The sequence below is a fragment of the Pseudomonas sp. IAC-BECa141 genome (assembly GCF_020544405.1).
In the GTDB taxonomy this organism is placed as follows: domain Bacteria; phylum Pseudomonadota; class Gammaproteobacteria; order Pseudomonadales; family Pseudomonadaceae; genus Aquipseudomonas.
In genome coordinates this window covers 5,310,202-5,335,008 of the sequence record NZ_CP065410.1, presented here as the reverse complement: position 1 = coordinate 5,335,008, position 24,807 = coordinate 5,310,202, and the positions used below count along the sequence as shown (strand labels likewise).

Annotated in this window: 22 protein-coding genes and 1 pseudogene; 11 read left to right on the top strand and 12 right to left on the bottom strand. The window is 59.7% G+C overall.

The window, feature by feature from the left end; all coding sequences use genetic code 11:
* Nucleotides 1–68 precede the first annotated feature (68 nt).
* Together I5961_RS24445 and I5961_RS24440 are read left to right on the top strand one after the other, a co-directional pair.
* The gene (locus I5961_RS24445) at nt 69–518 is read left to right on the top strand and encodes a DUF4879 domain-containing protein (RefSeq protein WP_085732881.1); all 450 of its coding nucleotides are present in this window, start codon (nt 69–71) and stop codon (nt 516–518) included.
* Nucleotides 519–585: 67 nt separating this feature from the next.
* Nucleotides 586–1,137 carry a DJ-1 family glyoxalase III gene (locus I5961_RS24440; RefSeq protein WP_227233597.1) on the top strand — a complete coding sequence of 184 codons (552 nt, stop codon included), beginning with the start codon at nt 586–588 and terminating at the stop codon, nt 1,135–1,137.
* A 5-nt stretch (nt 1,138–1,142) separates the two neighbouring features.
* Here I5961_RS24440 and I5961_RS24435 read toward each other — a convergent pair whose 3' ends face one another.
* The 3 genes from I5961_RS24435 to I5961_RS24425 all read right to left on the bottom strand — a co-directional run bounded on the left by I5961_RS24435 (nt 1,143) and on the right by I5961_RS24425 (nt 3,069).
* The gene (locus I5961_RS24435) at nt 1,143–1,430 is read right to left on the bottom strand and encodes a HigA family addiction module antitoxin (protein WP_045121630.1); all 288 of its coding nucleotides are present in this window, start codon (nt 1,428–1,430) and stop codon (nt 1,143–1,145) included.
* 14 nt (nt 1,431–1,444) lie between these two features.
* Nucleotides 1,445–1,723 carry a type II toxin-antitoxin system RelE/ParE family toxin gene (locus I5961_RS24430; RefSeq protein WP_085697557.1) on the bottom strand — a complete coding sequence of 93 codons (279 nt, stop codon included), beginning with the start codon at nt 1,721–1,723 and terminating at the stop codon, nt 1,445–1,447.
* Between the two features lie 107 nt (nt 1,724–1,830).
* Nucleotides 1,831–3,069, bottom strand: coding sequence for an MFS transporter (locus I5961_RS24425; RefSeq protein WP_085697556.1), 1,239 nt, complete (start codon nt 3,067–3,069; stop codon nt 1,831–1,833).
* 389 nt (nt 3,070–3,458) lie between these two features.
* Between I5961_RS24425 and I5961_RS24420 the strand changes: the two genes are divergently transcribed.
* Genes I5961_RS24420 through I5961_RS24410 form a run of 3 tightly spaced genes read left to right on the top strand, consistent with a single transcriptional unit; the run spans nt 3,459 to nt 6,132 of the window.
* The gene (locus I5961_RS24420) at nt 3,459–4,895 is read left to right on the top strand and encodes a cytochrome ubiquinol oxidase subunit I (protein WP_085697555.1); all 1,437 of its coding nucleotides are present in this window, start codon (nt 3,459–3,461) and stop codon (nt 4,893–4,895) included.
* Nucleotides 4,896–4,898: 3 nt separating this feature from the next.
* A complete protein-coding gene (gene cydB, locus I5961_RS24415) occupies nt 4,899–5,906 on the top strand; it encodes a cytochrome d ubiquinol oxidase subunit II (RefSeq protein WP_085697554.1) in 1,008 nt (335 codons plus the stop codon).
* A gap of 58 nt (nt 5,907–5,964) precedes the next feature.
* The gene (locus I5961_RS24410) at nt 5,965–6,132 is read left to right on the top strand and encodes a DUF2474 domain-containing protein (RefSeq protein WP_007950992.1); all 168 of its coding nucleotides are present in this window, start codon (nt 5,965–5,967) and stop codon (nt 6,130–6,132) included.
* 69 nt (nt 6,133–6,201) lie between these two features.
* Here I5961_RS24410 and I5961_RS24405 read toward each other — a convergent pair whose 3' ends face one another.
* Together I5961_RS24405 and I5961_RS24400 are read right to left on the bottom strand one after the other, a co-directional pair.
* Entirely contained in the window at nt 6,202–7,326 is a 1,125-nt protein-coding gene (locus I5961_RS24405) for a methyltransferase (RefSeq protein ID WP_227233596.1), read from the bottom strand.
* 176 nt (nt 7,327–7,502) lie between these two features.
* Nucleotides 7,503–8,210, bottom strand: coding sequence for an autoinducer binding domain-containing protein (locus tag I5961_RS24400; protein WP_085697552.1), 708 nt, complete (start codon nt 8,208–8,210; stop codon nt 7,503–7,505).
* Between the two features lie 295 nt (nt 8,211–8,505).
* Here I5961_RS24400 and I5961_RS24395 point away from each other — a divergent pair, with 295 nt between their 5' ends.
* The gene (locus I5961_RS24395; RefSeq protein WP_227233594.1) at nt 8,506–9,282 is read left to right on the top strand and encodes a ferredoxin--NADP reductase; all 777 of its coding nucleotides are present in this window, start codon (nt 8,506–8,508) and stop codon (nt 9,280–9,282) included.
* A 33-nt stretch (nt 9,283–9,315) separates the two neighbouring features.
* Here the strand turns inward: I5961_RS24395 and mscL are convergent, their stop codons facing one another.
* On the bottom strand, nt 9,316–9,729 hold the full coding sequence (mscL, locus tag I5961_RS24390) for a large-conductance mechanosensitive channel protein MscL (protein WP_085697550.1): 414 nt from the start codon (nt 9,727–9,729) through the stop codon (nt 9,316–9,318).
* Between the two features lie 400 nt (nt 9,730–10,129).
* On the opposite strand from mscL, the pseudogene I5961_RS24385 reads away from it, so the two are divergent.
* Both I5961_RS24385 and radA read left to right on the top strand, forming a co-directional pair.
* Nucleotides 10,130–10,457 (top strand): annotated as a pseudogene (locus tag I5961_RS24385) (catalase); the annotation flags it as partial.
* Nucleotides 10,458–10,603: 146 nt separating this feature from the next.
* Nucleotides 10,604–11,971 (top strand): DNA repair protein RadA, encoded by a 1,368-nt coding sequence (radA, locus tag I5961_RS24380; RefSeq protein ID WP_085689697.1) that lies wholly within the window; start codon nt 10,604–10,606, stop codon nt 11,969–11,971.
* Here radA and I5961_RS24375 read toward each other — a convergent pair whose 3' ends face one another.
* Nucleotides 11,972–12,328 (bottom strand): PilZ domain-containing protein, encoded by a 357-nt coding sequence (locus I5961_RS24375; RefSeq protein WP_085697549.1) that lies wholly within the window; start codon nt 12,326–12,328, stop codon nt 11,972–11,974. It lies immediately after the preceding gene.
* A 159-nt stretch (nt 12,329–12,487) separates the two neighbouring features.
* On the opposite strand from I5961_RS24375, the gene I5961_RS24370 reads away from it, so the two are divergent.
* From I5961_RS24370 to yjiA, 3 genes are all read left to right on the top strand, one after another.
* On the top strand, nt 12,488–14,554 hold the full coding sequence (locus I5961_RS24370; RefSeq protein WP_085697548.1) for a carbon starvation CstA family protein: 2,067 nt from the start codon (nt 12,488–12,490) through the stop codon (nt 14,552–14,554).
* 15 nt (nt 14,555–14,569) lie between these two features.
* Nucleotides 14,570–14,767 (top strand): YbdD/YjiX family protein, encoded by a 198-nt coding sequence (locus I5961_RS24365; protein WP_003228401.1) that lies wholly within the window; start codon nt 14,570–14,572, stop codon nt 14,765–14,767.
* 161 nt (nt 14,768–14,928) lie between these two features.
* A complete protein-coding gene (gene yjiA / locus I5961_RS24355) occupies nt 14,929–15,903 on the top strand; it encodes a GTPase (protein ID WP_227233592.1) in 975 nt (324 codons plus the stop codon).
* A 122-nt stretch (nt 15,904–16,025) separates the two neighbouring features.
* On the opposite strand, the gene I5961_RS24350 is transcribed toward yjiA, so the two are convergent.
* The 5 genes from I5961_RS24350 to morA form a co-directional block, all read right to left on the bottom strand.
* Complete coding sequence (locus I5961_RS24350; protein WP_227233590.1) at nt 16,026–16,736, bottom strand: GntR family transcriptional regulator; 711 nt, start codon at nt 16,734–16,736, stop codon at nt 16,026–16,028.
* Between the two features lie 24 nt (nt 16,737–16,760).
* Entirely contained in the window at nt 16,761–17,465 is a 705-nt protein-coding gene (locus tag I5961_RS24345) for a FadR/GntR family transcriptional regulator (RefSeq protein ID WP_085697546.1), read from the bottom strand.
* A gap of 49 nt (nt 17,466–17,514) precedes the next feature.
* Nucleotides 17,515–18,828: a C4-dicarboxylate transporter DctA gene (locus I5961_RS24340; protein WP_085608708.1), complete on the bottom strand. Its 1,314-nt coding sequence runs from the start codon at nt 18,826–18,828 to the stop codon at nt 17,515–17,517.
* Nucleotides 18,829–19,104: 276 nt separating this feature from the next.
* The gene (glyA, locus tag I5961_RS24335) at nt 19,105–20,358 is read right to left on the bottom strand and encodes a serine hydroxymethyltransferase (RefSeq protein WP_085697545.1); all 1,254 of its coding nucleotides are present in this window, start codon (nt 20,356–20,358) and stop codon (nt 19,105–19,107) included.
* Between the two features lie 240 nt (nt 20,359–20,598).
* On the bottom strand, nt 20,599–24,447 hold the full coding sequence (morA, locus tag I5961_RS24330; RefSeq protein ID WP_085697544.1) for a cyclic di-GMP receptor MorA: 3,849 nt from the start codon (nt 24,445–24,447) through the stop codon (nt 20,599–20,601).
* Nucleotides 24,448–24,807 lie beyond the last annotated feature (360 nt).

The window sequence follows — 24,807 nt, the reverse complement described above, 5'->3', positions numbered from 1 at the left end:
CGTCGGCGAAGTTTTGCACCACGGCCAAGTACGCCATACTGCGCGCTGTTTTTTCGGGGATGGATCGCATGACCAAGGGTTGGATGAAGAGCGCTGGATTGATGGCCTTGCTGCTGGCCGGTGCATCGGCGGCACTTGCGGCATCGGCGCCGCCATTGAGCGAGGTGAAAGTCATCAAGGTTCAGTCGTCGTCCTGCGGGCTCGAAGACATTACCGATGGCCAGGTGCAGACCCGTTGCGATCACAGCGCGCCGGGCATCAAGGTCTATGTGCTGGAAATCGGCTACGGCCAGAGCCAGCCTCAGGCAGCGCTGGACGGTTTCGAAGTGAACGGCACCCGGAGCCCGGTCTGTGCTTTTGATAACGGCAACCTGACCGAATGTACGCCAGGTGCGAAAACCGTCGGTTCGCTGTACACCTTCGATCTGGCAGCCCGTCAGGAAGGCACCTTTACCTTCAGCAACACGTCGATCAACGCCCCGCGCAACACGATGTCGACCCAGCTTTACATCAAGTAACGGCTGTCGCCGACCAAGGCAGGGCAAAGCTGACTACGCTTTAAAGATCTCCCAGCGGATGGCGCCCATGACCTTTAGAGCCCTGATTACCCTCGCCGAGGGCATCGATGATCTGCAATGCGTAACCCTGATCGACGTGCTGCGCCGGGCCGATATCGAAGTGATGGCGGCCAGCATCGAGGGCCGGCGCATGCTGACCTGTGCCCGAGGCACGCGCCTGACTGCCGACGGCATGCTCATTGATGTGCTGGCCCAGACCTTCGACCTGATCGTCCTGCCCGGTGGCGCGGTCGGCGCACAACACCTTGCCGCCCACCAGCCCTTGCAACAATTGCTCAAGGATCAGGCCAGCGCCGGACGCCTGTTCGCCGCGATCGCCGAAGCTCCGGCGATCGCGCTGCAAAGCTTCGGTGTATTGCGTCAACGCCGCATGACCTGCCTGCCCGCCACCAGCCATAACCTCTCCGGTTGCACGTTTGTCGATCAACCGGTGGTGGTCGACGGCAATTGCATCACCGCCCAGGGTTCCGGCGCAGCACTGGCGTTCGCCCTGACACTGGTCGAGCAACTGGCGGGCAAGGCCGTCAGAGCGAAGGTGGCGGGGGAGTTATTGGCCTGAGAGCGTCAGGCGTGAGCAGCGATTGGTTGAATGGCTGGCTGCTCACGGTGCTCGGCTTGCCAAAGGTCGTAATCGGTTTGAACGCCTAGCCACATACGAGCCTTGCCAATCCCCGCGCGTTCCAGACGGACGGCCAGATCCGGGCTGATCGGCGCATGCCCGTGCAGGACACGAGAAAGGTGGGGACGAGCGAATCCAAGATGCCGAGCCAATTCGGTGACGCTGATACCAAGCTCCGGCAATACATCCATCAGCAGCGTTTCACCGGGGTGTGGCGGGTTGTGCATGGGCATGAGCCTGCCTCCTGTCAGTGGTAATCCAGATAATCAACCAGTTCGATATCCGACCCTGCAAATCGAAAGATAACCCGCCAGTTCCCGGACACACTGAGTGACCAGTATTCGCAAAGCTCCCCTTTCAGTGGATGCAGACGCCAACCGGGAAGATCCAGATCCCCCGGAACGGCGGCCCGATCCATGAACTGCAGCATGCGCGACAGCCGTTTAGCGTGATCGGCACGAATCCCGCGAGTCGAACCGGTTTCATAGAAGCCGCGAAGGCCTTTGTGCTGAAAGGATTTGATCATGAAGCGAGTGTAAGGCGATACATTACACTCAATGCGGTATCTATGTACCGCATCTTTTCGAGCTGATTATGCTTGGCGGGTTTATTCCGCAGGTGGCAGCGGTGCAGCTAAGCCTTCACCTCTTCCACCGGCACATGCATCCGGTCGCGGTTGGCCAGGGTCGGGAACAGTTTGATCCAGGTCCCGGTTACCACCAGCGTACCGATCCCGCCCATCACCACTGCCGGTACGGTGCCGAACCAGTGGGCGGTGAGGCCGGATTCGAATTCGCCCAGTTGGTTCGAGGCACCGATGAACAGGCCGTTCACGGCGCTGACCCGGCCGCGCATTTCATCCGGGGTTTCCAGTTGCACGAACGAGGCGCGGATCACCATGCTGATCATGTCCGCCGCGCCGAGCACCACCAGCACCGCCAATGAGAACCAGAACGAAGTCGACAGACCGAACGCGATGGTGGCGACACCGAATACGCCGACGGCAGTGAACATCACCCGACCGACGTTGCGTTCAACGGCAAACCGCGCCAGAAACAACGACATCATCAACGCCCCGACCGCCGGCGCCGAGCGCAGCAATCCCAATCCCCACGGCCCGGTCAGCAGAATGTCCTTGGCGAACACTGGCAACAGGGCCGTTGCACCGCCGAGCAGCACCGCGAACAGGTCCAGGGAAATCGCCCCGAGAATGTCCGGGCGGCTGCGAATGAAGCGAATCCCCGCCAGCAACGAATCCAGTGTCGCCTTGCCTTTGTTCAGCGGTGTTTGCCGCGCGGGCAGGTTGAGCATCAAGGTACACGCGATGACGTACAGAACGACGGTGGGGCCATAGACCCAAACGCTGCCGAAGGCATAAAGCAGACCGCCAAGCGCCGGGGCGACGATGGTGGCCGATTGCTGCGCCGACTGCGCGGCAGCGACGGCCCGTGGGAACAGCGTGCCGGGCACGATGCTCGGCAGCAGCGCCTGGGTGGTCGGCATTTCGAAGGAGCGCGCGGCGCCCAGCAGGAACGCCAGGATAAAGATCATTTCCCGGGTGACATGGTCGGTGGCGCTGCCGATGGCCAGTGCCAGAGCGATCAAGGCTTGCAACGACTGACAGATCGCCGCGACCTTGCGTCGGTCGTAGCGATCGGCAACGTGGCCGGTGTGCAGCATGAACAACACCCGTGGGGCGAACTCCACCAAACCGACCAAGCCAAGGTCGAGCACGTTGCCGGTCAGTTGATAGAGGTTCCAGCCGATCGCCACGGTGAGCATTTGAAAACCGCTGGCGGTGAAGATCCGGGCAAACCAGAAAGCAAGAAAGGGACGGTGGTGACGTAACAGCAAGGGCTCTTGGCTGGGCATTTGCGGGCCGGTCTTGATCGAGGGGAATCGCGAGATTATCACCAGTCTGTAACAGGAAGTTGCTATGACAGAAAATTTAGTTAGCCAGACATCGATTTTTCCGAGAGTACGTGGCCAAGGATGTTTCGCGGCGTTGCCAGGGCTGTGAGGCAACTTGTCACGCGGCAAAAGACCACGCGGTTCTCCGTCGGAAATGGGACTACTCTTTCAACGTTGATTGATCCAGATCAAGACCCTTCGTGGAGATGATCACGGACCCGTCGGCAGACTCCCTGCGTCGCGATGCCTGTAAAAAGAAGAACGAATCCGAGTTCGCCGCACTCCATACCCGTGGGGGCAGTGGTTCAAGGCCGCCAGTCCTGGAACCGTTATCTGATAGAGGAAAGCTTATGTTCGGTTTAGAGGCCCTGGATCTCGCCCGAATTCAGTTCGCGTTCACCATCTCGTTCCACATCCTGTTCCCGGCGATCACCATCGGTCTTGCGAGCTATCTCGCGGTGCTGGAAGGCCTGTGGCTGAAAACCCGCAACGACACCTACCGTGACCTCTACCATTTCTGGTCGAAGATCTTTGCCGTCAACTTCGGCATGGGCGTGGTCTCGGGCCTGGTCATGGCCTACCAGTTCGGCACCAACTGGAGCCGCTTCTCGGACTTCGCAGGTTCCGTTACCGGGCCGTTGCTGACGTATGAAGTGCTCACGGCGTTCTTCCTCGAGGCCGGTTTCCTCGGCGTGATGCTGTTCGGCTGGAACAAGGTCGGGCGCGGCCTGCACTTTTTCTCCACGGTGATGGTGGCCATCGGCACGTTGATTTCGACCTTCTGGATTCTCGCTTCCAACAGCTGGATGCAGACCCCGCAGGGCTTCGAGATCGTCAACGGGCAGGTCATTCCAACCGACTGGCTGGCAATCGTTTTCAACCCTTCGTTCCCGTATCGCCTGATGCACATGGCGACTGCCGCGTTCGTCGCCACGGCGTTCTTCGTCGGTTCCTCGGCGGCCTGGCACCTGTTGCGCGGCAAGGACAACCCGGCGATTCGCACCATGTTGTCGATGGCGATGTGGATGGCGTTGATCGTTGCGCCGATCCAGGCGGTCATCGGTGACTTCCACGGCCTCAACACCCTTAAGCACCAGCCGGCGAAAATCGCTGCGATCGAAGGCCACTGGGAAAACGTCGGCAACGAGGCGACGCCGCTGATCCTGTTCGGCTGGCCGGACATGAAGGAAGAGAAAACCAAATACGCGGTCGAGATCCCGTACCTCGGCAGCCTGATTCTGACCCACTCGCTGGACAAGCAGGTGCCGGCGCTCAAGGAATTCCCGCCTGAAGACCGGCCGAATTCGACCATCGTGTTCTGGTCGTTCCGGATCATGGTCGGCCTCGGTTTCCTGATGATCTTCACCGGCCTCTGGAGCCTGTGGCTGCGCAAGCGCGACACGCTCTACACGTCGCGGCCGTTCCTGTACCTGGCGTTGTGGATGGGGCCGTCCGGCCTGATCGCGATCCTGGCGGGCTGGTTCACCACTGAAATCGGTCGTCAGCCGTGGGTGGTCTACGGGCTGATGCGCACGGCGGATGCGTCCTCCAACCACAGCTTCATGCAGATGAGCATCACGCTGATCATGTTCGTGGTGGTGTATTTCGCGCTGTTCGGTGCGGGGCTGGGCTACATGATGCGCCTCGTGCGCAAAGGACCGAAAACCGACGAAGGCAAGGAAACCAACGAAGGTGGCCCTGGCCAGAAACGCACGCCGGCCCGTCCGTTGTCCGCTGCCGACGACGATGGCGCCGAACACGACCGCAGCCTGACCAAGGAGATTTGAGTCATGGGTATTGATCTTCCGCTGATCTGGGCCGTGATCATCATCTTCGGGATCATGATGTACGTGGTGATGGACGGTTTCGACCTGGGGATCGGGATTCTCTTCCCGTTCATCCCCGGCAAGACCGACCGGGACGTAATGATGAACACCGTCGCCCCGGTATGGGACGGCAATGAAACCTGGCTGGTACTGGGCGGCGCGGCGTTGTTCGGCGCGTTCCCGCTGGCCTATTCGGTGGTGCTGTCGGCGCTGTACCTGCCGCTGATCTTCATGCTGATCGGGCTGATTTTCCGCGGCGTGGCGTTCGAGTTCCGCTTCAAGGCCAAGGACGACAAGCGTCATTTGTGGGACAAGGCATTCATCGGTGGTTCGGTGGCGGCGACGTTCTTCCAGGGCGTGGCGCTGGGCGCGTTCATCGATGGCTTGCCCGTGGTCAACCGGCAATACGCCGGCGGCTCACTGGACTGGCTGACGCCGTTCACGCTGTTCTGCGGCGCCGCGCTGGTGGTGGCGTACGCGTTGCTCGGCTGCACCTGGCTCATCATGAAGACCGAAGGCAAGCTGCAGGAACAGATGCATGACCTGGCGCGTCCGCTGGCCTTCGTGCTGTTGGCGGTAATTGGCATCGTCAGTCTGTGGACGCCGCTGGCCCACCCGGAAATTGCGACGCGCTGGTTCAGCATGCCGAACCTGTTCTGGTTCATGCCGGTGCCGATTCTGGTGCTGGTGACGATGTACGGTCTGATTCGCGCGGTGGCACGCAATGCCAACTACATGCCGTTCCTGCTGACCCTGGTGCTGATCTTCCTCGGCTACAGCGGTCTGGGCATCAGCCTGTGGCCGAACATCGTGCCGCCGTCGATCTCGATCTGGGACGCCGCCGCACCGCCGCAAAGCCAGGGATTCATGCTGGTGGGCACGCTGTTCATCATCCCGTTCATCCTGGGTTACACCTTCTGGAGCTACTACGTGTTCCGCGGCAAGGTCACCCACGAAGACGGTTATCACTAGGCGTGATCACGATGGCGCCGAGAGCGGCGCCATCTCCCCTCAACCGGAGGATGCAAGCATGACCGGCAAACATTCCCTGCACGACATTGAAGAAGCCGAAAAAAAGCCGCTGTGGCAGCGGCTTGGCTGGTTGGCCATGATTTGGGTCGGCAGCGTCGGCGCATTGTTCATCGTCGCCAGCCTGATGCGCATGTTCATGAATGCAGCAGGCCTGACCACGCACTGAGACTTCCCATCCCGTTGCCTTGCGGCACGGATTCTCGACCCTCCGACCGGAGGGTTTTTTTTGCCCGGATTATTTGCGCGCCTTGAGGATCACGAACTTTGGTGTGGCCGCGACTTGCTCGACGCCCCGGAACAGCCGCGCCAGTTTGCTGTGATAACCCAAATGACGGTTGCCGACGATGTACAGCGCACCGCCAACCACCAGCGCTTCGCGGGCCTGCTGGAACATGCGCCAGGCGAGGAAGTCGCCAACCACCTGTTGCTGATGGAATGGCGGGTTGCACAGTACTACGTCCAGCGATTGCGCTTGCTGCCCGGCCAGACCGTCGCCGGCGCGCACGATCACTTCACGTTCGCCCAGCGCCGCACGCCAGTTTTCGGCGGCGGATTGCACGGCCATGAACGATTCGTCCACCAGCGTGTAATGCGCCTCGGGGTTTTGCAGGGCGCTGGCGATGGCCAGTACGCCGTTGCCGCAGCCTAGGTCGGCAACTCGTGCCGAGCCGAGGTTTTTTGGTAGATGCGGAAGGAAGGCGCGGGTGCCGATGTCCAGCCCTTCACGGCAGAACACGTTGGCGTGGTTGAGCAGTTCGATGGCCGGCTCGTCGAGGCGATAACGGGTCGGGTAGGGCGAGACGGCGGGTGCCTTGGCCTCGGGCGTGGCAATCAGCAAGCGCGCCTTTTTCACTGCCAGCGAAGCCTGGACCGGCCCGATGTAGCGCTCCAGAAGATCACCGGCGGCGCGGGGCAAATGCTTGACCATCGCCGCTGCTACCACTTGCGCACCGGGTGCCAATTGGCCTTGCAGGCGAATCAATTGCTCTTCCAGCAGCGCCAGGGTTTTCGGTACGCGGATCAGTACCCGGTCGAACGGCCCGACCAATGGTTCGCTGGCGGGAACGCCTCGGAGAGCATCAAACACCTGGCCATTGCGCAGCAGGTTTTTTTCCAGCCCCTGAAACGCCAGGAACGAATCACCGCTGGTGCTGATCTGCACTTTGCCTGCGAGGCTTATGGCCAGCGCGCCGAAACTGTCGTTGAGCACCAATACTCGGGTATCCGCCGGCAGATTCTGTTCGGCCAGATGATTGAGCAGGTATTCGTCAGCCGCATCGAAAGCTTGCAGCGGTTCGTTCTGCTGTTCGGGCTGGCGGATCAGATCAAGCTGGGCGAAGGGCGTATCGAGCAAAGGCATGGGGCGGGGACTCTGGGTAATCGAGGGGTGTCCCGCGGCTCAGGGTATCGTGCGGCGGAACCGACCGAGTGGACAGCGGCGCGAAAGACCTGCGACATCACTCAGGAAGGCTGCAAATGGTACGTTTTTTTTGTTGGTAATACTCGTCTGATTTCAGGGCGGTGTTGGAGATTGAACTAGAGATATCCGGCCTTGGCGGCGGCGATGACGGCTGAAATCTTGTTGCAGGTATTGAACTTGATGATCAGGTTTTTGATGTGATAGTTCACGGTTCGTTCGGCTACATTCAGAATCTGGCCGATTTCCCAGGCGGTCTTGCCCAAGGCACACAGCCTGACGATCTCGATCTCGCGTATGGACAATCGCACGGGTGGTGGTTTGGCCGGCATTGGCGGGAGGGCAGTGACGAACAACTCACTCAAATGCTGCAAGACGTATTGCAACACTCCGTATTCGTTATACAACTCAAGGGCATAAATTTCGCAATGGGTTCTTGCCAGGCTGATTGTGCAGCACACGCCATGTTCTTCGTTGTGATACGACTGCGACCAGCCATGTCCCATTCCATGATTTTGAAGCGCGCTCCACATGAGGGGTGCCTTTGAGAACGCTTTTCTGCTCCAGAGAAATGGCAACATAGACTGATAGCAATATGCTGTTATTGGATCATCAATGCTGTAAATTTCTTCGTATTCTGCGTTCCATTCAGGCGTGAAGTTATTGATGCAAAACGGTTTAAAAGATTGAGAGGCAGGCCGCGATATTGTAATGCCACAAAACTGGAAGCCAATATTGTTGGCAAAATTTTTCAAAATCGGGAAAGCATTCTCGATTTCCTTCGCGCGCGTCAGTTGTTCAATCTGAAATTCCTTCCACCTTTCCATTTTGGCTCTTCTCCAAAAAACGCTGGGGTGCTGGTTGTTGGATCCAATTTATTCAGCACGGATTGGAGTGTAGGACGCTTCCTACGTAGCCGTTTAGTTTTTTTTGTTCTTGGGCGGGGTGTCTAATTGGAATATCTAAAAAATATCTATATGTCAGAAATCATTTAATCATCTTTGATTTTTGAGTTAATTAGATTTTTTAGAGCAGTGACACTATTGCATGCCATTACAAACTGTCAGTGTTTCAATATTGATTAATGCGTGACAATCGGGTCCTTGTTGATGGAGTGACCCAATGACAGCCAGCAGCGAAAAATACAGCCGTCAGACATTGCTCGATGTTCAACCGCTGACCCCGAACCTGTTTACCCTTCGTACCACGCGGGATGTCGGTTTCCGTTTCCGCGCCGGGCAATTCGCGCGGATCGGAGTCACTCGTGAGGACGGCAGCACGGTGTGGCGCGCCTACTCGATGGTGTCTTCGCCGTTCGACGAGTTTCTTGAATTTTTCTCCATCGTGGTACCAGGCGGCGAATTCACCAGCGAACTGAGCCGGCTGAAGGCGGGCGACAGCTTGCTGATCGAGCGCCAGGCCTTTGGATATCTGACGCTGGATCGCTTCATTGATGGCCGCGATCTCTGGTTGTTATCCACAGGAACGGGGGTGGCGCCGTTTCTGTCGATCCTTCAGGACTTTGAGGTGTGGGAGAAGTTTGAACGAATCATCCTGGTCTACAGCGTGCGAGAAGCTCGGGAACTGGCCTATCAGCAGCTGATTGCCGAGCTGACGCAGCGCGACTATCTGACTGAATATGCTCATAAATTCCAGTTTATTCCGGTGGTCACCCGTGAACCGTATGCCGGCGCTCTAAACGGGCGCATCACCACGCTGATCGAAAATGGCGAGCTGGAGAGGATGGCAGGCGTCGAGCTGACGCCGGCGCATTCGCGAGTCATGCTCTGCGGTAATCCACAGATGATCGATGACACCCGGGCCCTGCTCAAGCAACGCGGCATGGCCTTGAGCCTGACTCGGCGACCGGGGCAGGTAGCGGTGGAAAACTACTGGTAAAGAAAACGGCGCCCTCAGGCGCCGTTTCAGTCTTCAAGGCCGGTTGTTCTGGGCCTTCAGCAGATCGCGGATCTCGCCCAGCAGTTCTTCTTCCTTGGTCGGTACCGGCGGCAAGGTAGGCGCCACGGCTTCTTCGCGCTTCAAGCGATTGATGACTTTGACGCCCATGAAAATCGCGAAGGCGACGATCACGAAATCAAGAACGCTCTGGATGAATTTACCGTAAGCCAGCACCACCGCAGGGGCACTGCCCTCGGCGGCTTTCAGCGTAATGGCCAGGTCACTGAAATCCACCCCGCCGATCAGCAGGCCGATTGGCGGCATGATTACATCGCCGACGAACGACGAAACGATCTTGCCAAAGGCTGCGCCGATGATGATACCAACGGCCATGTCGACCACATTGCCTTTGACCGCGAAGGCCTTGAACTCGCTGAGCACGCCCATAGTTATTTCCTTGTTACAGATGAGTTTGGTGTACGCAGTGTAAATCAGCATAACGCGTCCTGCGCGTAACACCTTCTTACAAAGCCCGTTTTTATCGACACATCAATTCTCGATTAGTTTGCAAAGTGCCACCAATCGCGCGCGGAATACGCTGCAAGCGGCTGATCCTGAAGAAAAAACGTTCAATCACGGCGTAGCGATCTTTCTCAGGTGTGGCGAACCGAGCTCCTGGCCTGTGTCTGGCGAACCTGGATGCGCCTCAAAAACAAAGGAATCTGAAGTTAATTCCACACTTTATTCAGGGGTTTATTCCGCGCAGCGTTGGTGTATTGGTCGCCAGCTTATTGACCTTTTCCGTGAACGCTACACCGCTGCCCGTGACAACGGTCTGGCGGTCGGCGACTTCTTCTCCCATGTACCGAAACCACCCGCACATTGATCCAGTTGTATTCCAACTCAGGGGCACCAGCCCGTTATCGGGAGGTGGACGGGAACAGTGTGCATGCCTACAGGTTGGTCAATAACAAAGGCGATTTACACTATTTGAAGTTTCACTGGAAAAGTTTGCAGGGCATCCGCAACAAGTTGTGCAAGTTGAGGGCCGGAATTACAGAAGTGTGACTGACAATTGGTAACAAATATTTACAAGGAAAACTTTCAAATAGAACTTGTACATTCAATTTTTGAATTCGCAAGATTTGTCCAAGTTTGATTTCGATTCTCTTGAGTTGGTCGAGTGACGGCGAGATCTTTCAATTTCCGGCAATTGACCGGCAGCACCGTCGCGCGTCTGGCCGGCGGAGAAATCTGTCCCGGTGCGCCGCGCTGATGGGTGATGGCTGCGTTATCATCGCGGTTTTTGCCGGGGGTTCAGATGGCCAAGGCCAAGCGCATGTACGGCTGCACCGAGTGCGGCGCAACCTTTCCCAAGTGGGCCGGGCAGTGCGGCGAATGCGGCGCCTGGAATACCCTGACCGAAACCATGGTCGAGAGCGGCGGTGCCGCCGCTCCGAGCGGGCGCACCGGCTGGGCCGGGCAGCAGGCCCAGATCAAGACCCTGGCCGAAGTCAGCATCGAAGAAATTCCACGTTTTTCCACAGCCTCCGGCGAACTCGACCGAGTGCTCGGCGGTGGCCTGGTGGACGGTTCGGTGGTACTGATCGGCGGTGATCCTGGCATCGGCAAATCGACGATTCTGTTACAGACCCTGTGCAACCTCGCCAAGAACATGCCGGCGCTGTATGTCACCGGCGAAGAATCCCAACAACAGGTTGCCATGCGCGCCCGTCGCCTGGGCCTGCCCCAGGATCAATTGCGGGTCATGACCGAAACCTGCATCGAAACCATCATCGCCACCGCCCGCCAGGAAAAGCCCAAGGTGATGGTGATCGACTCGATCCAGACGATCTTCACCGAACAACTGCAATCGGCACCGGGTGGCGTGTCCCAGGTGCGCGAAAGTGCGGCACTGCTGGTGCGGTACGCCAAGCAAAGCGGTACGGCGATTTTCCTGGTCGGCCACGTGACCAAGGAAGGCGCGCTCGCAGGGCCGCGCGTTCTGGAGCATATGGTCGACACCGTGCTGTATTTCGAAGGCGAATCCGACGGTCGGTTGCGTTTGCTGCGGGCGGTGAAAAACCGTTTCGGCGCGGTCAATGAACTCGGCGTATTCGGCATGACCGACAAGGGCCTGAAAGAAGTCTCCAACCCTTCGGCGATTTTTCTCACACGTGCTCAGGAAGAAGTCCCGGGCAGCGTGGTCATGGCGACGTGGGAAGGCACCCGGCCGATGCTGGTGGAAGTCCAGGCGCTGGTGGATGACAGTCACTTGGCCAACCCGCGTCGAGTCACCCTGGGTCTGGACCAGAATCGTCTGGCGATGTTGTTGGCTGTTCTGCATCGTCATGGCGGCATTCCGACCCACGATCAGGACGTGTTCCTCAACGTGGTCGGCGGGGTGAAAGTACTGGAAACCGCCTCCGACCTGGCGTTGATGGCCGCCGTCATGTCGAGCCTGCGTAATCGTCCGCTGCCCCACGACTTGCTGGTGTTCGGTGAAGTCGGTCTGTCCGGCGAAGTGCGCCCGGTGCCGAGCGGTCAGGAGCGTCTGAAGGAGGCCGCCAAGCACGGTTTCAAGCGCGCGATCGTGCCCAAGGGCAACGCGCCGAAGGAAGCGCCGGCAGGGTTGCAGATCATAGCGGTGACGCGGCTGGAGCAGGCGCTGGACTCGTTGTTCGAGTAATCAGAGCTCCATCAACGCGCCAAGCTCCCGTTCGAGCTCGGCCTCATCCCCGAGGTTGAGTTCGATCAGGCGTCGCAGGCGCTGGATCGATTCCAGGCTGATGTGCCGGCACTGGAAACCCAGTTGGCCATGATCGTCGTGCGCCAGTTGCACATCCATCTGAATGTCGATGTCGTTGCTCAAATGAATGTCGACGTTAAAGTCCTGCGTTTCATCCCCCAGCCACGGTTCCGGTTTTTCGATCAATAGGCCCTTGAGCGACAGGTCGATCAATTTCACCGGCCAGATGTACTCGCCCTGGCTCAATTCGGTCTTGGCATCGAACGCAATACGTTTGAAGCGGCGACGCTCGCTCATGGCGCAATCCTCTTGAAAGTACGCTGACTATAGACCCGCCTCATCGAGCGCTGCCAGTACGGCGGGGCGTCAGACCAATGTCGGGGTATGGCCTTTGCCGCCAGTAGCGCTAAACTCGGGGTGGCTGTCTTTCTTGTCCACCCTGGCTGGAATAATAAAATGAAAAATAATAATAGCCTGCTACGCCACTTACCCTGGCTGCTGCTGGCAATCGTAGGAGCGTGCGCCCTGGGCGTAGTGGCATTGCGCCGAGGCGAGGCGATCAACGCCTTGTGGATTGTGGTCGCCGCCGTGGCCATCTATCTGGTTGCGTATCGTTACTACAGTCTGTTCATCGCTAACAATGTGATGCAGCTCGATCCGCGTCGGGCCACCCCCGCCGTGCTCAACAATGACGGTCTGGACTACGTTCCGACCAACAAACACATTCTCTTCGGTCACCACTTTGCGGCCATCGCCGGCGCGGGGCCGCTGGTCGGCCCGGTACTGGCGGCGCAGATGGGCTATCTGCCCGGTACGCTGTGGCTGATCGCCGGCGTGGTGCTGGCGGGCGCGGTGCAGGACTTCATGGTCCTGTTCATGTCCACCCGTCGCAACGGCCGTTCCCTGGGCGACATGGTGCGTGAAGAAATGGGCCGCATCCCCGGTACCATCGCCCTGTTCGGCTGCTTCCTGATCATGATCATCATCCTCGCGGTGCTGGCGCTGATCGTGGTGAAAGCCTTGGCGGAGAGCCCGTGGGGCATCTTCACCGTGATGGCGACCATCCCGATCGCGATGTTCATGGGCATCTACATGCGCTACATCCGTCCGGGCCGCATCGGCGAGATTTCGGTCATCGGTGTTTTGCTGCTGCTCGGTTCTATCTGGCTGGGCGGGCAGATTGCCGCCGATCCGGTCTGGGCCAAGGCCTTCAGCTTCACCGGCGTGCAAATCACCTGGATGCTGATCGGTTATGGCTTCGTCGCCGCCGTTCTTCCGGTGTGGCTGATCCTTGCCCCGCGTGACTACCTCTCCACCTTCCTCAAGATCGGTACCATCGTCGCCCTGGCGATCGGCATCCTGGTGACCATGCCCGAGCTGAAAATGCCGGCCCTGACCCAGTTCGTCGACGGCACCGGCCCGGTATGGAAGGGCGGCCTGTTCCCGTTCCTGTTCATCACCATCGCGTGCGGTGCGGTATCGGGTTTCCACGCGCTGATCTCGTCCGGCACCACGCCGAAGCTGCTGGATAACGAAACCAACGCCCGTTACATCGGTTACGGCGGCATGCTGATGGAATCGTTCGTGGCCATCATGGCCATGGTCGCGGCCTCGGTGATCGAGCCAGGCGTTTACTTTGCCATGAACAGCCCGGCTGCCGTGGTCGGCGGTGATGTGGTGGCTGTAGCGACTGCAGTCAGCAACTGGGGCTTCGCGATTACCCCGGATGCCCTGCAAGCCGTAGCGCATGACATCGGCGAAACCACCATTCTGGCCCGTGCCGGTGGTGCGCCGACCCTGGCGGTCGGTATCGCGCAGATCCTGCACAGTGTCCTGCCGGGTGAAAACACCATGGCGTTCTGGTACCACTTCGCGATCCTGTTCGAAGCGCTGTTCATCCTGACCGCTGTCGATGCCGGTACCCGCGCCGGTCGCTTCATGCTGCAGGACCTGCTCGGTTCCTTCGTACCCGCACTGAAACGTACCGAATCCTGGACTGCCAACCTGATCGCCACCGCCGGTTGTGTGGCGATGTGGGGCTGGTTGCTGTATCAGGGGGTGATCGATCCGCTGGGTGGTATCAACACCCTGTGGCCGCTGTTCGGTATCTCCAATCAGATGCTGGCCGGTATCGCGCTGATGCTCGGCACCGTGGTTCTGATCAAGATGAAGCGCCAGCGCTACATCTGGGTCACCCTGTTGCCGGCCACCTGGCTGCTGATCTGCACCACGACGGCGGGCTTCATCAAGCTGTTCGACGCCAACCCGGCGATCGGCTTCCTGTCGCTGGCCAAGAAGTACAACGATGCGCTGGCCGCAGGCCAGGTGCTCGCACCAGCCAAGAGCGTCGAGCAGATGCAGCACGTGATCTTCAACGCCTACACCAACGCAACACTGACCGCGCTGTTCCTGTTCGTGGTATTCAGCATCCTGTTCTATGCGCTCAAGGTCGGCATCGCCGCCTGGGGCAAAAAAGAGCGTACGGACAAAGAATCGCCATTCCAGGCCCTGCCGGACGCGTAACCAGAGGATTGCAGCATGTTCAATGACCTGAGTCGCCTCGGTAAATACCTCGGTCAGGCCGCGCGCCTGATGGTCGGCATGCCCGACTACGACACCTACGTCGAGCATATGCAGACCAAACACCCGGACAAGCCGGTGATGAGCTACGAGATGTTCTTTCGTGAACGTCAGGAAGCCCGTTACGGTGGCAAGGGTGGGCCGAAGTGCTGTTGATCTGACAGCCTTCGGTTGATGTAGTCCCCAACTGTGGGAGCGGGCTTGCCCGCGAAAGCGGTGTGTCATTGAGCATTGATGTCGACTGACACGACCCCTTCGCGAGCAAGCCCGCTCCCACATTTGTTTTGTGTTGTTCATCAATTTTGTGAAGGGGATCGATGTTGTCTTCTCCAATACCTGTAACGGTGCTCAGCGGTTTCCTCGGCGCCGGCAAGACCACCTTGCTGCGCCACCTGTTGAAAGCCGAACACGGCCTGAAAATCGCCGTGATCGAAAACGAATTCAGCGACGCCGGCATCGACGCCCAATTGCTCGGCGACGAGCCGGTGCAAGTCATGACGCTGGCCAACGGCTGCGTCTGCTGCACCATTCACACCGATCTGACCAAGGCCCTGTACCTGCTGCTCGAACGACTGGACAGCGGCGAAATCGCTTTCGATCGCCTGGTCATTGAATGCACCGGCCTGGCTGACCCGGCGCCAGTGGCACAGACCTTTTTCATCGACGAAGACTTGCGCGAGCGCTATTTGCTCGACGGCATCATCACTCTCGTCGACGCAGCTCATGCCGAGTTGCACCTGACCCAGACCATCGCCCAGGCGCAGATCGGTTTTGCCGACCGCTTGCTGGTGAGCAAGACCGATCTGGTGGACGAGGCAGCGTTCACTGCGCTCAGCGAACGCCTGACCCGCATCAACCGTCGTGCGCCGATTCGCGTGGTCGAACACGGCAACATCGATCTGGCTGAATTGCTCGATGTGCGCGGTTTCAATCTGAATGCCGATCTCGGCGGCGGGGTGAGTCTGCGGCCGGTGAGCAAGGCGCCGTCCATCGACCGGATTTCCAGTCTGGTGCTGCGTACCGATCAGCCGCTGGATATCGATCAGCTCAGCGAATTCATGAATGAACTGCTGGAAGAGCACGGCAAGCAATTGCTGCGCTACAAAGGCGTGTTGAACATAGCGGGCGAAGATCGTCGGCTGGTGTTTCAGGGCGTGCTGAAACTCTACGGCTTCGACTGGGACACCGAGTGGGCCGAGGGCGAGGCGCGGGAAAGCGTGATCGTGTTTATCGCCGATGATTTGCCGGAAGAGAAAATCCGCGCGGGGTTTGCCAGGGTGGCGGCAGGCTGAAGGCTGTTCGGTGCCTGTGACGCAGTCATCGCGGGCAAACCCGCTCCCACAGGTCAAGCGGCGGGCACAATGTTTTTGGTCGCCTCAAACCCTGTTGGAGCTGGCTTGCCAGCGATGGCAGTTCAACCGGCAACACAATGTTCGAGGGATGAGCCTAGTAAGGTCTGCTCAAGATGATCCAGATGTCGATTCATCAACCTGTCGGCTTTGGAAAGATCTCTGCGTTCCACCGCCTCAACCAACGCCAGATGTTCCTCCCACGCGCAACATCTGTGCGTCTGCTTGCCGCATCGCGCAATCGCCAGTGAGGTCAGCGGCACCAGTGTGCCGAGAAAATGCGCCAGCGGTGCATTCCCGGCCATCTTCGCCAGTTGCAAATGGAACTCCCCGGACAGACGAATCGCCGCACCGCGTCGATCGTTATCCACAGCCTGGCGCTCACGCTCGATCAGGGCGCGCAGGCGTTTCAGGTCTTCAGCCTGCGCATGCTGACAAGCCAATCGCACCAGTGTGTTTTCAGTCAGACGCCGGGCGTGCAGCGCCTGACGTGTCTGCTCGGCGTCCGGCGCGGCCACTCGCGGTCGATGGTTGGCCCGCAGCACGATGATCTGTTCGTGGGACAGCTGGGTCAGCGCCCGACGCACATCAGCGCGGCTGACACCGAACATCTGCTTCAGGCTTTCTTCGGTGAAACGGCTGGCGGTATCGAGGCGCTGTTCGAGGATCGCGTCGAGCAGGCGCGGATAAAGGTCGTCCACCGGCGCGTGCAGGCGGGAGAAGGGCAGGGGCGCCGAGGTCGGGCGAGGGTTCGACGGCGTGGCAAGACTGTTCATGGCCGGTCTCCAGTGTGAGGCGTTTCAGTGGCTCAGGTTGTCATCCGGAATATTCAGCGCGATGCCCATCCGCTGGCCTTCACGCAGGATGTGCCGGCGCATTTCGGCACTGGCCTGTGCGCTGTTCTTGCTGCGGATCGCGCGCACCACGGCTTCGTTTTCTTCAAGGCGTTCGGCCAGGTGCTCCGGTGAATTGCGCAGCACTTCGGCACTTTGCTTGAGGGCGTTGCTGGTCTGTTGCACCACGCTCTGGAAAATCGGGTTCGAGGTCAGGGTGAACAGTTCTTCGTGGAAGGCGATGTAGGCACTGACCCCGGCTTCGCTGTCGCCCGCTTCGAGGGCTTCGCGCATGTCCATCAGGGTCAGGCGCAATTGCCCGACTTCCTTGCTGCTGATCGACTGCGCCACCAGGCCGACAATGAACGGTTCAAGGGTGTAGCGCAGTTGCAGCACGTCTTCGAGGCTGGCGCCGGCCACAGCGCTGTCGTGGCTTTGACTGTCACCGGCCTGAGCGTCCAGCACGACCACGCCTTTGCCCGGCATCGAGCGCACCAGGCCGAGGGTTTCCAGCACGATCACTGCTTCGCGCAGGCTCGGGCGGCTGATGCCCAGTTGTTCGGCCAGTTCACGCTGGCCCGGCAGCATCTCGCCGGAGCGCCACTGACCCCGGGCGAGGGCGGCCCGGAGTTTTTCGACCACTGAGTTGACGACGGTTGATGTAGTAATCACGTGTTCGCTCCATGAGCCGTGCCTGCATTGGCGCAGGCACGGCGCTCATTCAGAATTCTTTGGCCGCCGCTTGAGCGACCGTTTTTCTCGGCTGAAAGTTATAGCCCTGCTCGCCGTTGAGCACCTTGTTCGCCCGTTGCACGTCGATGTCCTTTTCCCAGCGGGCGATGGCCACGGTGGCGACGCAGTTGCCGATCAGGTTGGTCAGTGCCCGGCCGATGCCCATGAACCAGTCCACCGCCAGTACCAGCACCAGACCGACCACCGGAATTGCCGGGATGGCCGTCAGCGTGGCGGCGAGAATCACCAGCGCCGAACCGGGAATGCCGTGGGCGCCTTTGGAGGTAATCAGCGACACCAGCAAAATCGTCAGCAGGTCGGTCATGGCCAGCGGCGTGCCGGTGGCGTTGGCAATGAACACGATGGCCAGGGTCAGGTAGATCGAAAAACCGTCGAGGTTGAATGAGTAACCGGTAGGAATCACCAGCCCGACAGTCGAGCTGCCGATGCCCAGATGTTCAAGCTTGCGCATGATCTGCGGCAGCACGGCGTCGGAGGACGCGGTGCCCATGACGATCAGCAACTCTTCACGCAGGTACTTGAGCAACGGCCACATGCGCAGGCCTGACAGACGCATCACCAGACCGAGAATCAACGCGACGAAGGCGATGCAGGTCAGGTAGAACAAACCGACCAGACTGCCCAGGTGTTGCAGCGAATCGAGGCCATATTTGCTGGTGGTGAAGGCGATGGCGCCGAACACGCCGATCGGTGCCAGACGTACGATCATGCCCATGATCCGGAAGATCACATGGCTCAGTTCGTTGATCAGCCGCGAGATCCCGGAAGCCGCTTCGCCCACCAGATTCAACGCGCTGCCGAACAGCACCGAAAACAGCAGCACTTGCAGGATGTTGTTATCGGCGAAAGCGCCGAGCACCGAAGTCGGGATCAGGTCCATCAGGAACTGAGTGGTGGTGTGCATGTGCTGGCCGCGCTCGGCGATGTCACCCATGTCGGCGGCGGAAAGTTGCTCCAGATGGATGTTGGCGCCGCTGCCGATCCCGGTGCTGAAGGCGAACACCAGACCGATCACCAGAGCGATGGTGGTCAGCACTTCGAAGTAGATCACCGACTTGAGGCCGATGCGCCCGACCTTCTTCAGGTCGCCGGCGCCGCTGATGCCACTGACCACCACGCAGAACACGATCAGGCCGATGAGCATCTTGATCAGTTTGATGAAGCCGTCGCCGAGCGGTTTGAGCTGGGCCGAGTATTCAGGGAGGGTCAGCCCGCAGACGATGCCGAGCACCAGTCCGAGAACCACTTGAAGAAAGATTGAACGCGAGCACCATCTGAGCATGGGAGGAATCCTGGTCGGTGTCCTGGCTGCCTTGCGCGGGGCGCATCGGATTCAGGACTTAATTATTGTGGTCTTACCGGTATGTCCAGTGCGGGTGCAGTCTAGGCGCTGTTTTTTGCGGATCGCAAGTGAAAAATGACGAATTGGCATGACCGGTCTGACCAGTTAGGCGCCAGGCCCCGACCTTGAGCCGTTTGGTGTGGAAAACTTTTTCGCAGACGAAAAAAAACCGGCCAGTGATGGCCGGTTTTTCATGCTGCGGGTTTAACGTCGCGATTAAGCGCCGTATACCGGCAGTTTCTTGCAGATGGCTTTGACTTTCTCACGAACGGCGTCGATCACCGCTTCGTTGTTCAGGTCAGCCAGGATGTCGCAGATCCAGCCAGCCAGCTCTTTGCACTCAGCTTCCTTGAAGCCGCGAGTGGTCACAGCCGGAGTACCGAAGCGCAGGCCGGAAGTGACGAACGGGGAGCGTGGGTCGTTTGGCACGGAGTTCTTGTTCACGGTGATGAACGCTTTGCCCAGAGCGGCGTCGGCGTCTTTACCGGAGATTTCCTGCTTGATCAGCGACAGCAGGAACAGGTGGTTTTCAGTACCACCGGAAACCACGTCGAAACCGCGCTCGATGAACACGCCGGCCATGGCCTGGGCGTTTTTCACCACTTGTTGCTGGTAAGCCTTGAACTCAGGCTGCAGTGCTTCCTTGAAGCAGATCGCTTTGGCGGCGATCACGTGCTCCAGCGGGCCACCCTGGGCGCCCGGGAAAACCGCGGAGTTCAGCTTCTTCTCGATGTCGGCGTTGGCCTTGGCCAGGATCAGGCCACCACGTGGACCGCGCAGGGTCTTGTGGGTGGTGGTGGTCACGACGTCAGCGAACGGAACCGGGTTCGGGTAGACGCCAGCGGCGACCAGACCGGCCACGTGAGCCATGTCGACGAACAGGTAGGCGCCAACCTTGTCGGCGATGGCGCGGAAGCGCGGGAAGTCCAGAACCTGGGAGTAGGCAGAGAAACCGGCCACGATCATTTTTGGCTTGTGTTCTACAGCCAGGCGTTCGACTTCGTCATAGTCGATCAGGCCGTTGGCGTCGATGCCGTACTGGATGGCGTTGTACAGCTTGCCGGAGGAGGAAACGCTGGCGCCGTGGGTCAGGTGACCGCCGTGCGCCAGGCTCATGCCCAGGATGGTGTCGCCGGCCGACAGCAGGGCCAGGTAAACAGCGGCGTTGGCCTGGGAACCCGCGTGCGGCTGAACGTTGGCGTAGTCGGCGCCGAACAGTTCCTTGGCGCGGTCGATGGCCAGTTGCTCGACAACGTCGACGTACTCGCAACCACCGTAGTAGCGCTTGCCCGGGTAGCCTTCGGCGTATTTGTTGGTCAAAACCGAGCCTTGAGCTTCCATCACCGCTGGGCTGGTGTAGTTCTCCGAAGCGATCAGCTCGATGTGTTCTTCCTGGCGCCGGGCTTCTTGCTCCATGGCGGCAAAAAGATCGGCGTCGTACTTGGCAATAGTCAAATCACGGCTGAACATGGCGGTCCTCAAGGATCGGGGGCAGAAAAGGGGGGCATTCTAACCCAACGGGTTTTGGATGGCATATGAAACGACATCATGTCGCAGACAAGTGGCGTTCATGACCAGATATGTGGCGTCCGTGCCGGCCTTTTCGCTGACCAGCCGGGTCGCACAGTAACCGAGGCCGGCCCGCGATTTTGTGATCGACATCAATCCCTGTGGAAGCGAGCTTGCTCGCGAAGGTCGCGCCGCTGATCTTCAGTCGAACATGAACAGCGCATCATTGCTGAACTGCGCCTCGAACCGTCCCGCCGGCATCGGCCGTCCGAACAGATAGCCCTGAACCTCGTCGCAGCCATGCTCGCGCAGGAAGTCCAGTTGTTCATGGGTTTCCACACCCTCGGCGATCACCGCCAGATTCAGGCTGTGAGCCATGGCGATGATCGCCCGGGCAATCTGCGCGTCCTGCTCGCCGGACGGCAGTCCGTCGACGAAGGTGCGGTCGATCTTCAGCACGTCGATCGGGAATTGCTTGAGGTAGTTCAGCGACGAGTAACCGGTGCCGAAGTCGTCGACCGCGATGCTCAGGCCGAGGTTCTTCAGACCGGCAAGGATCTGCATCGCCTCGCTGACTTCGCGCATCAGGATACTTTCGGTCAGCTCCAGTTCAAGGCACGCCGGCGGCAGGCCGGTTTCCTTGAGAATCGTGGCGATCCGCGTACCGAGCTGGCCGTCGGAGAACTGCCGGGCGGAAATGTTCACCGAAACCTTCGGCACGCGCACGCGGCTCTGGTGCCAGGTCTTGAGCTGGCGGCAGGCCTCGCTGATCACCCAGTCGCCGACGTCCACCACCAGCCCGAGTTCTTCGAGCACCGGAATGAAATCTCCCGGCGGCACCAGTCCGCGACGCGGATGACGCCAGCGCAGCAGGGCTTCGGCACCGGTCAGGCGTTTGCCGTCGCCGCTGAACTGCGGCTGGTAATACAGCACGAATTCGTTTTGCTCGAGGGCGTGGCGCAGATCGCTTTCCAGTTCCAGACGCTCCAGCGCACTGGCGTTCATGTCGGCCTGATAGAACTGGAAGTTGTTCTTGCCGCGCTCCTTGGCGTGATACATCGCGGTGTCGGCGTTCTTCATGAGCTGGCTGAGTTCGTTGCCGTCCTGCGGGCTCAGGGCGATGCCGATACTGGCGGTGACGAAGAATTCGCGACCTTCGAGCACGAATGGCCGAACGAGGCTGGCGAGGATCTGCTCGGCCACGTGGATCGCACGGTTCAGCGCCATCTCGCGGCTGGAACGATGTTGCAGCAGCAGGGTGAATTCGTCGCCACCCATCCGCGCCACGGTGTCGTCATCGTCGACACAGGCCAGCAACCGTGTCGCCATGTCCTTGAGCATGCGGTCGCCGGCCGCGTGACCGAGGGAGTCGTTGATCGGTTTGAAACGGTCGAGGTCGAGGAACATCAGCACCACCCACGACTTCTGCCGTTCGGCCGATTGCAGCGCGGTGTGCAGCCGATCCTGGAACAGCGTGCGGTTCGGCAGGTGGGTCAGGGCGTCGTAGTAGGCGAGGCGGTGAATCCGCTGCTCGCTGGCCTTGCGCTCGCTGATGTCGCTGAAGAAGCACACGTAACTGGCCAGGTCGCCCTCGTCGTCGAGCACGGCGGTGATGCCCACCCATGCCGGGTAATGCTCGCCGTTGCGGCGCTTGAGCCAGACTTCGCCTTCCCAGGTGCTGTGCTGATGCAACTGCTTGAGCACGTAGCGCAGGTGCGCGTCCTGCTGTTCGTCGACGGTCAGCATGTTCGGCAACTGGTCGAGCACCTCGCTCACCGCGTAACCGCTGACCCGACTGAACGCCTCGTTGGCCTGGACGATATAGCCGGCCGGGTCGGTGATCAGGATCGCCGAGGTCGAGTGCTCGAATACCGTGGCCGCCATGCGCAGGTCTTTTTCGGCACGGCGCTGCTGGCTGATGTCGCGACCGACCCCGAGCACGCCTTCGAACGCACCGTGCTCGTCCCACACCAGCACCAGACGCAGTTCGATCGGGATCTTGCGGCCATCGGCGCGCAGGCAGTCGAACAGGAACAACTGGGTCTGCACCTGGCTACGCAAAATCACCAGTTGCTCGGGTTTGCCCAAGGCTTTGCTGACCCGATCCATCAGGAGATAGATGCCGCTCAATTGCTGCGGGTTAGCGATGGTCGATTGCCAGCCGTTCTGGAAAATCCATTCGGCGTCATAGCCCAGCACCGCCTGCACCGACGGGCTGACGTAATTCAGCGAGAGTTTGCTGTCGGTGGAGAAAATCACGTCGCTGATGCTTTCGGCGAGCATCCGGTAGCGCTGCTCGCTGTCGCGCAACGATTCGCTGGCTTCGATCTGCTCGGTGATGTCCTTGGCCACGCCGATGATCCGCGTGACCTGATCGTGCTTGTCCCGCGCCAGCGCCTGTTCGCGAATGTCGAAACGCCGCCACTTGCCGTCGCGATGACGGAAACGCAGCTGGCATTGCAACAACTGGCTGTAACCGGCGTGACGCTGCATCTGCCGCGAGCGGTGGTAATAGTCGGCGTCTTCCGGGTGCAGGAGGATTTCCCAGAAGTACTCGCCCATCTGATGCAGTTCGGTGCGGTTGTAACCGAGGGTCTGGCCGAGGTGGTGATTGCTGAAAATCATCCGCTGGCTGATCACATCCTGCACGTACAGATGATCCGGCACGGTGCGCACCACGTCCGACCAGAAACCTTCGCGCTCCAGCAGCGACAGCTCGATCAGCTTGCGGCTGGTAATGTCGTTGATGCTCAGGATCACGGCTTTGTAATCGTGCTGCTCCTCAGGCAGGCGCAGCACCAGCCACAGGTGCTGGTCGCGGCCATTGATGTCCGGCAGTTTGATTTCCAGTTCCAGCTGCTTTTGCTGCTGAAGCACGGCGTCGAGTACCTGATTGCCGATGGCGCACTGACTGTGCGGCTGGCCGTCGATCAACAGTTGCCAGGCGTGATCGCAAGAATTGACGTTGAGCAGTTGCAACGCGACCTGGTTGACCTCGGTGACCCGCAATTCGTGGAGCAATTGCTGGCGCTGCGCCGGCTGGTCGAGCCAGGCCTTGAGCTGGTCGCTGGTCTGGATCTGGGCTTTCTCGAAAACCTGCTTGAGCCCCGAAAGATCGAGCACGCACAACGCCACGCCGGTGCCTTCGAAAATATCCTGATAACGCCGACGCCCTTCATGCACCTGGCGCTGGCGGCGACGCATGTTGAGCAATGCGATAAACGGCAGCAGCGAGAGCGCCAGGCCCAGCAGGCATTTGCCGATGAACGCCGGCAGCAGTTGTTCGAGCACATGCTGGCGGTCGAACAGGCCACGCAGTTGCCAGTCGCTGCTGCTCAGCGGCACGGTCAGCACGCTGTTGGCCAGATCGTCCGGGGTCAGGGTGCTGGTCTTGGTGGACGGCAGGGCTTTGTCACGGCTGATGATCTGATGATTGACGCGGTTTTCCACCAGCCACAACGGGCGGATACCGCTGTCGCCCTGTTTGGTCAGCGCGTCGAAGAAGGTCGGCGTCAGGCGCAGCGCCCAGTAACCGCGCGTGCTGCCGCTGGCCTGATGCAGTAACAGATGCACTACCGAACCGTCGTCGGCGTTACTGAAATAATGGGCTTGAGCGCGGCTGCGGCGCACCAGATCGCTTAGGTAATCGGCGTCGTGGCTGTCGGTGGCGCTGTCGCTGAGGATTTTTCCGGACGGGGTGAGCAGCGCGAGGCTGCGCAGGTCGGGCAACGATTGCTGAAGCTTGCGCAGCAGCGCCTGCTGTTCGTCGGCCGACTGGGGCTGTTCGACGATCGGTAGCAGATTGAGGGCGATCTGCGCGTTCAGCGCCATGTTCAGGCTGACCTGAGCGGCGAGGTCGGCGGTGTAGTCGATGGTGTACTGGCGCTGGTTTTTCTGGGTTTCGTGCAGTTGATCGAGCAACTGCCAGAACAGCAGCGCCAGCAGCATCAGCACCAGTGTCGCCAGCGCGCCTTTCAATGTTCCGCGCAGGGGCGAGCCGGGCGCCGGTTGGGTGCTGCTCACAGAGGCTGGCGGAGTGACGTTGGACAAGCTGTAATCCTGCGGTCTGGCTGGACTGGCGCGACGTGCACTATAAGCCGGACGCCCAAGGGGCGGCTAGCATGCCTTGAGTTGTGGCGAAGTGCCAGCCCCACTCGGCTGGACTGCCTTCTGTCATTAAGGTAGCTTTGCCGGTTACGCGGGAGCCCAGACACTGTTAAAACTACTGCGCTCGGAAATACTGCGTTGAAAACAGGCTCGGACTGCTCATTTACAACCCGTAAACTCCGCGTCCTCGCCTGTTTCCGCCTTGTCTTTCCTTCGCTCGTTACGTTTTAACAGCGTCTGGCCCAGCTCCTAGACTCAGACTTTTTCCGCGCGCACGCATTGATGGCCATCAAGTGGTCAAGT

Excerpts from the sequence above, each read along its gene's own strand:
- I5961_RS24435 (WP_045121630.1), bottom strand. The coding sequence starts at position 1,430 with ATGCCCATGCACAACCCGCCACACCCCGGTGAAACGCTGCTGATGGAT.
- I5961_RS24340 (WP_085608708.1), bottom strand. The coding sequence starts at position 18,828 with ATGCTCAGATGGTGCTCGCGTTCAATCTTTCTTCAAGTGGTTCTCGGA.
- I5961_RS24375 (WP_085697549.1), bottom strand. The coding sequence starts at position 12,328 with ATGAGCGAGCGTCGCCGCTTCAAACGTATTGCGTTCGATGCCAAGACC.
- I5961_RS24405 (WP_227233596.1), bottom strand. The coding sequence starts at position 7,326 with ATGCCTTTGCTCGATACGCCCTTCGCCCAGCTTGATCTGATCCGCCAG.
- I5961_RS24365 (WP_003228401.1), top strand. The coding sequence starts at position 14,570 with ATGTTCAATGACCTGAGTCGCCTCGGTAAATACCTCGGTCAGGCCGCG.
- cydB (WP_085697554.1), top strand. The coding sequence starts at position 4,899 with ATGGGTATTGATCTTCCGCTGATCTGGGCCGTGATCATCATCTTCGGG.
- yjiA (WP_227233592.1), top strand. The coding sequence starts at position 14,929 with ATGTTGTCTTCTCCAATACCTGTAACGGTGCTCAGCGGTTTCCTCGGC.
- I5961_RS24395 (WP_227233594.1), top strand. The coding sequence starts at position 8,506 with ATGACAGCCAGCAGCGAAAAATACAGCCGTCAGACATTGCTCGATGTT.
- I5961_RS24370 (WP_085697548.1), top strand. The coding sequence starts at position 12,488 with ATGAAAAATAATAATAGCCTGCTACGCCACTTACCCTGGCTGCTGCTG.
- radA (WP_085689697.1), top strand. The coding sequence starts at position 10,604 with ATGGCCAAGGCCAAGCGCATGTACGGCTGCACCGAGTGCGGCGCAACC.
- I5961_RS24440 (WP_227233597.1), top strand. The coding sequence starts at position 586 with ATGACCTTTAGAGCCCTGATTACCCTCGCCGAGGGCATCGATGATCTG.
- I5961_RS24400 (WP_085697552.1), bottom strand. The coding sequence starts at position 8,210 with ATGGAAAGGTGGAAGGAATTTCAGATTGAACAACTGACGCGCGCGAAG.
- I5961_RS24420 (WP_085697555.1), top strand. The coding sequence starts at position 3,459 with ATGTTCGGTTTAGAGGCCCTGGATCTCGCCCGAATTCAGTTCGCGTTC.
- mscL (WP_085697550.1), bottom strand. The coding sequence starts at position 9,729 with ATGGGCGTGCTCAGCGAGTTCAAGGCCTTCGCGGTCAAAGGCAATGTG.
- I5961_RS24430 (WP_085697557.1), bottom strand. The coding sequence starts at position 1,723 with ATGATCAAATCCTTTCAGCACAAAGGCCTTCGCGGCTTCTATGAAACC.
- I5961_RS24350 (WP_227233590.1), bottom strand. The coding sequence starts at position 16,736 with ATGAACAGTCTTGCCACGCCGTCGAACCCTCGCCCGACCTCGGCGCCC.
- I5961_RS24410 (WP_007950992.1), top strand. The coding sequence starts at position 5,965 with ATGACCGGCAAACATTCCCTGCACGACATTGAAGAAGCCGAAAAAAAG.
- I5961_RS24425 (WP_085697556.1), bottom strand. The coding sequence starts at position 3,069 with ATGCCCAGCCAAGAGCCCTTGCTGTTACGTCACCACCGTCCCTTTCTT.
- I5961_RS24445 (WP_085732881.1), top strand. The coding sequence starts at position 69 with ATGACCAAGGGTTGGATGAAGAGCGCTGGATTGATGGCCTTGCTGCTG.
- glyA (WP_085697545.1), bottom strand. The coding sequence starts at position 20,358 with ATGTTCAGCCGTGATTTGACTATTGCCAAGTACGACGCCGATCTTTTT.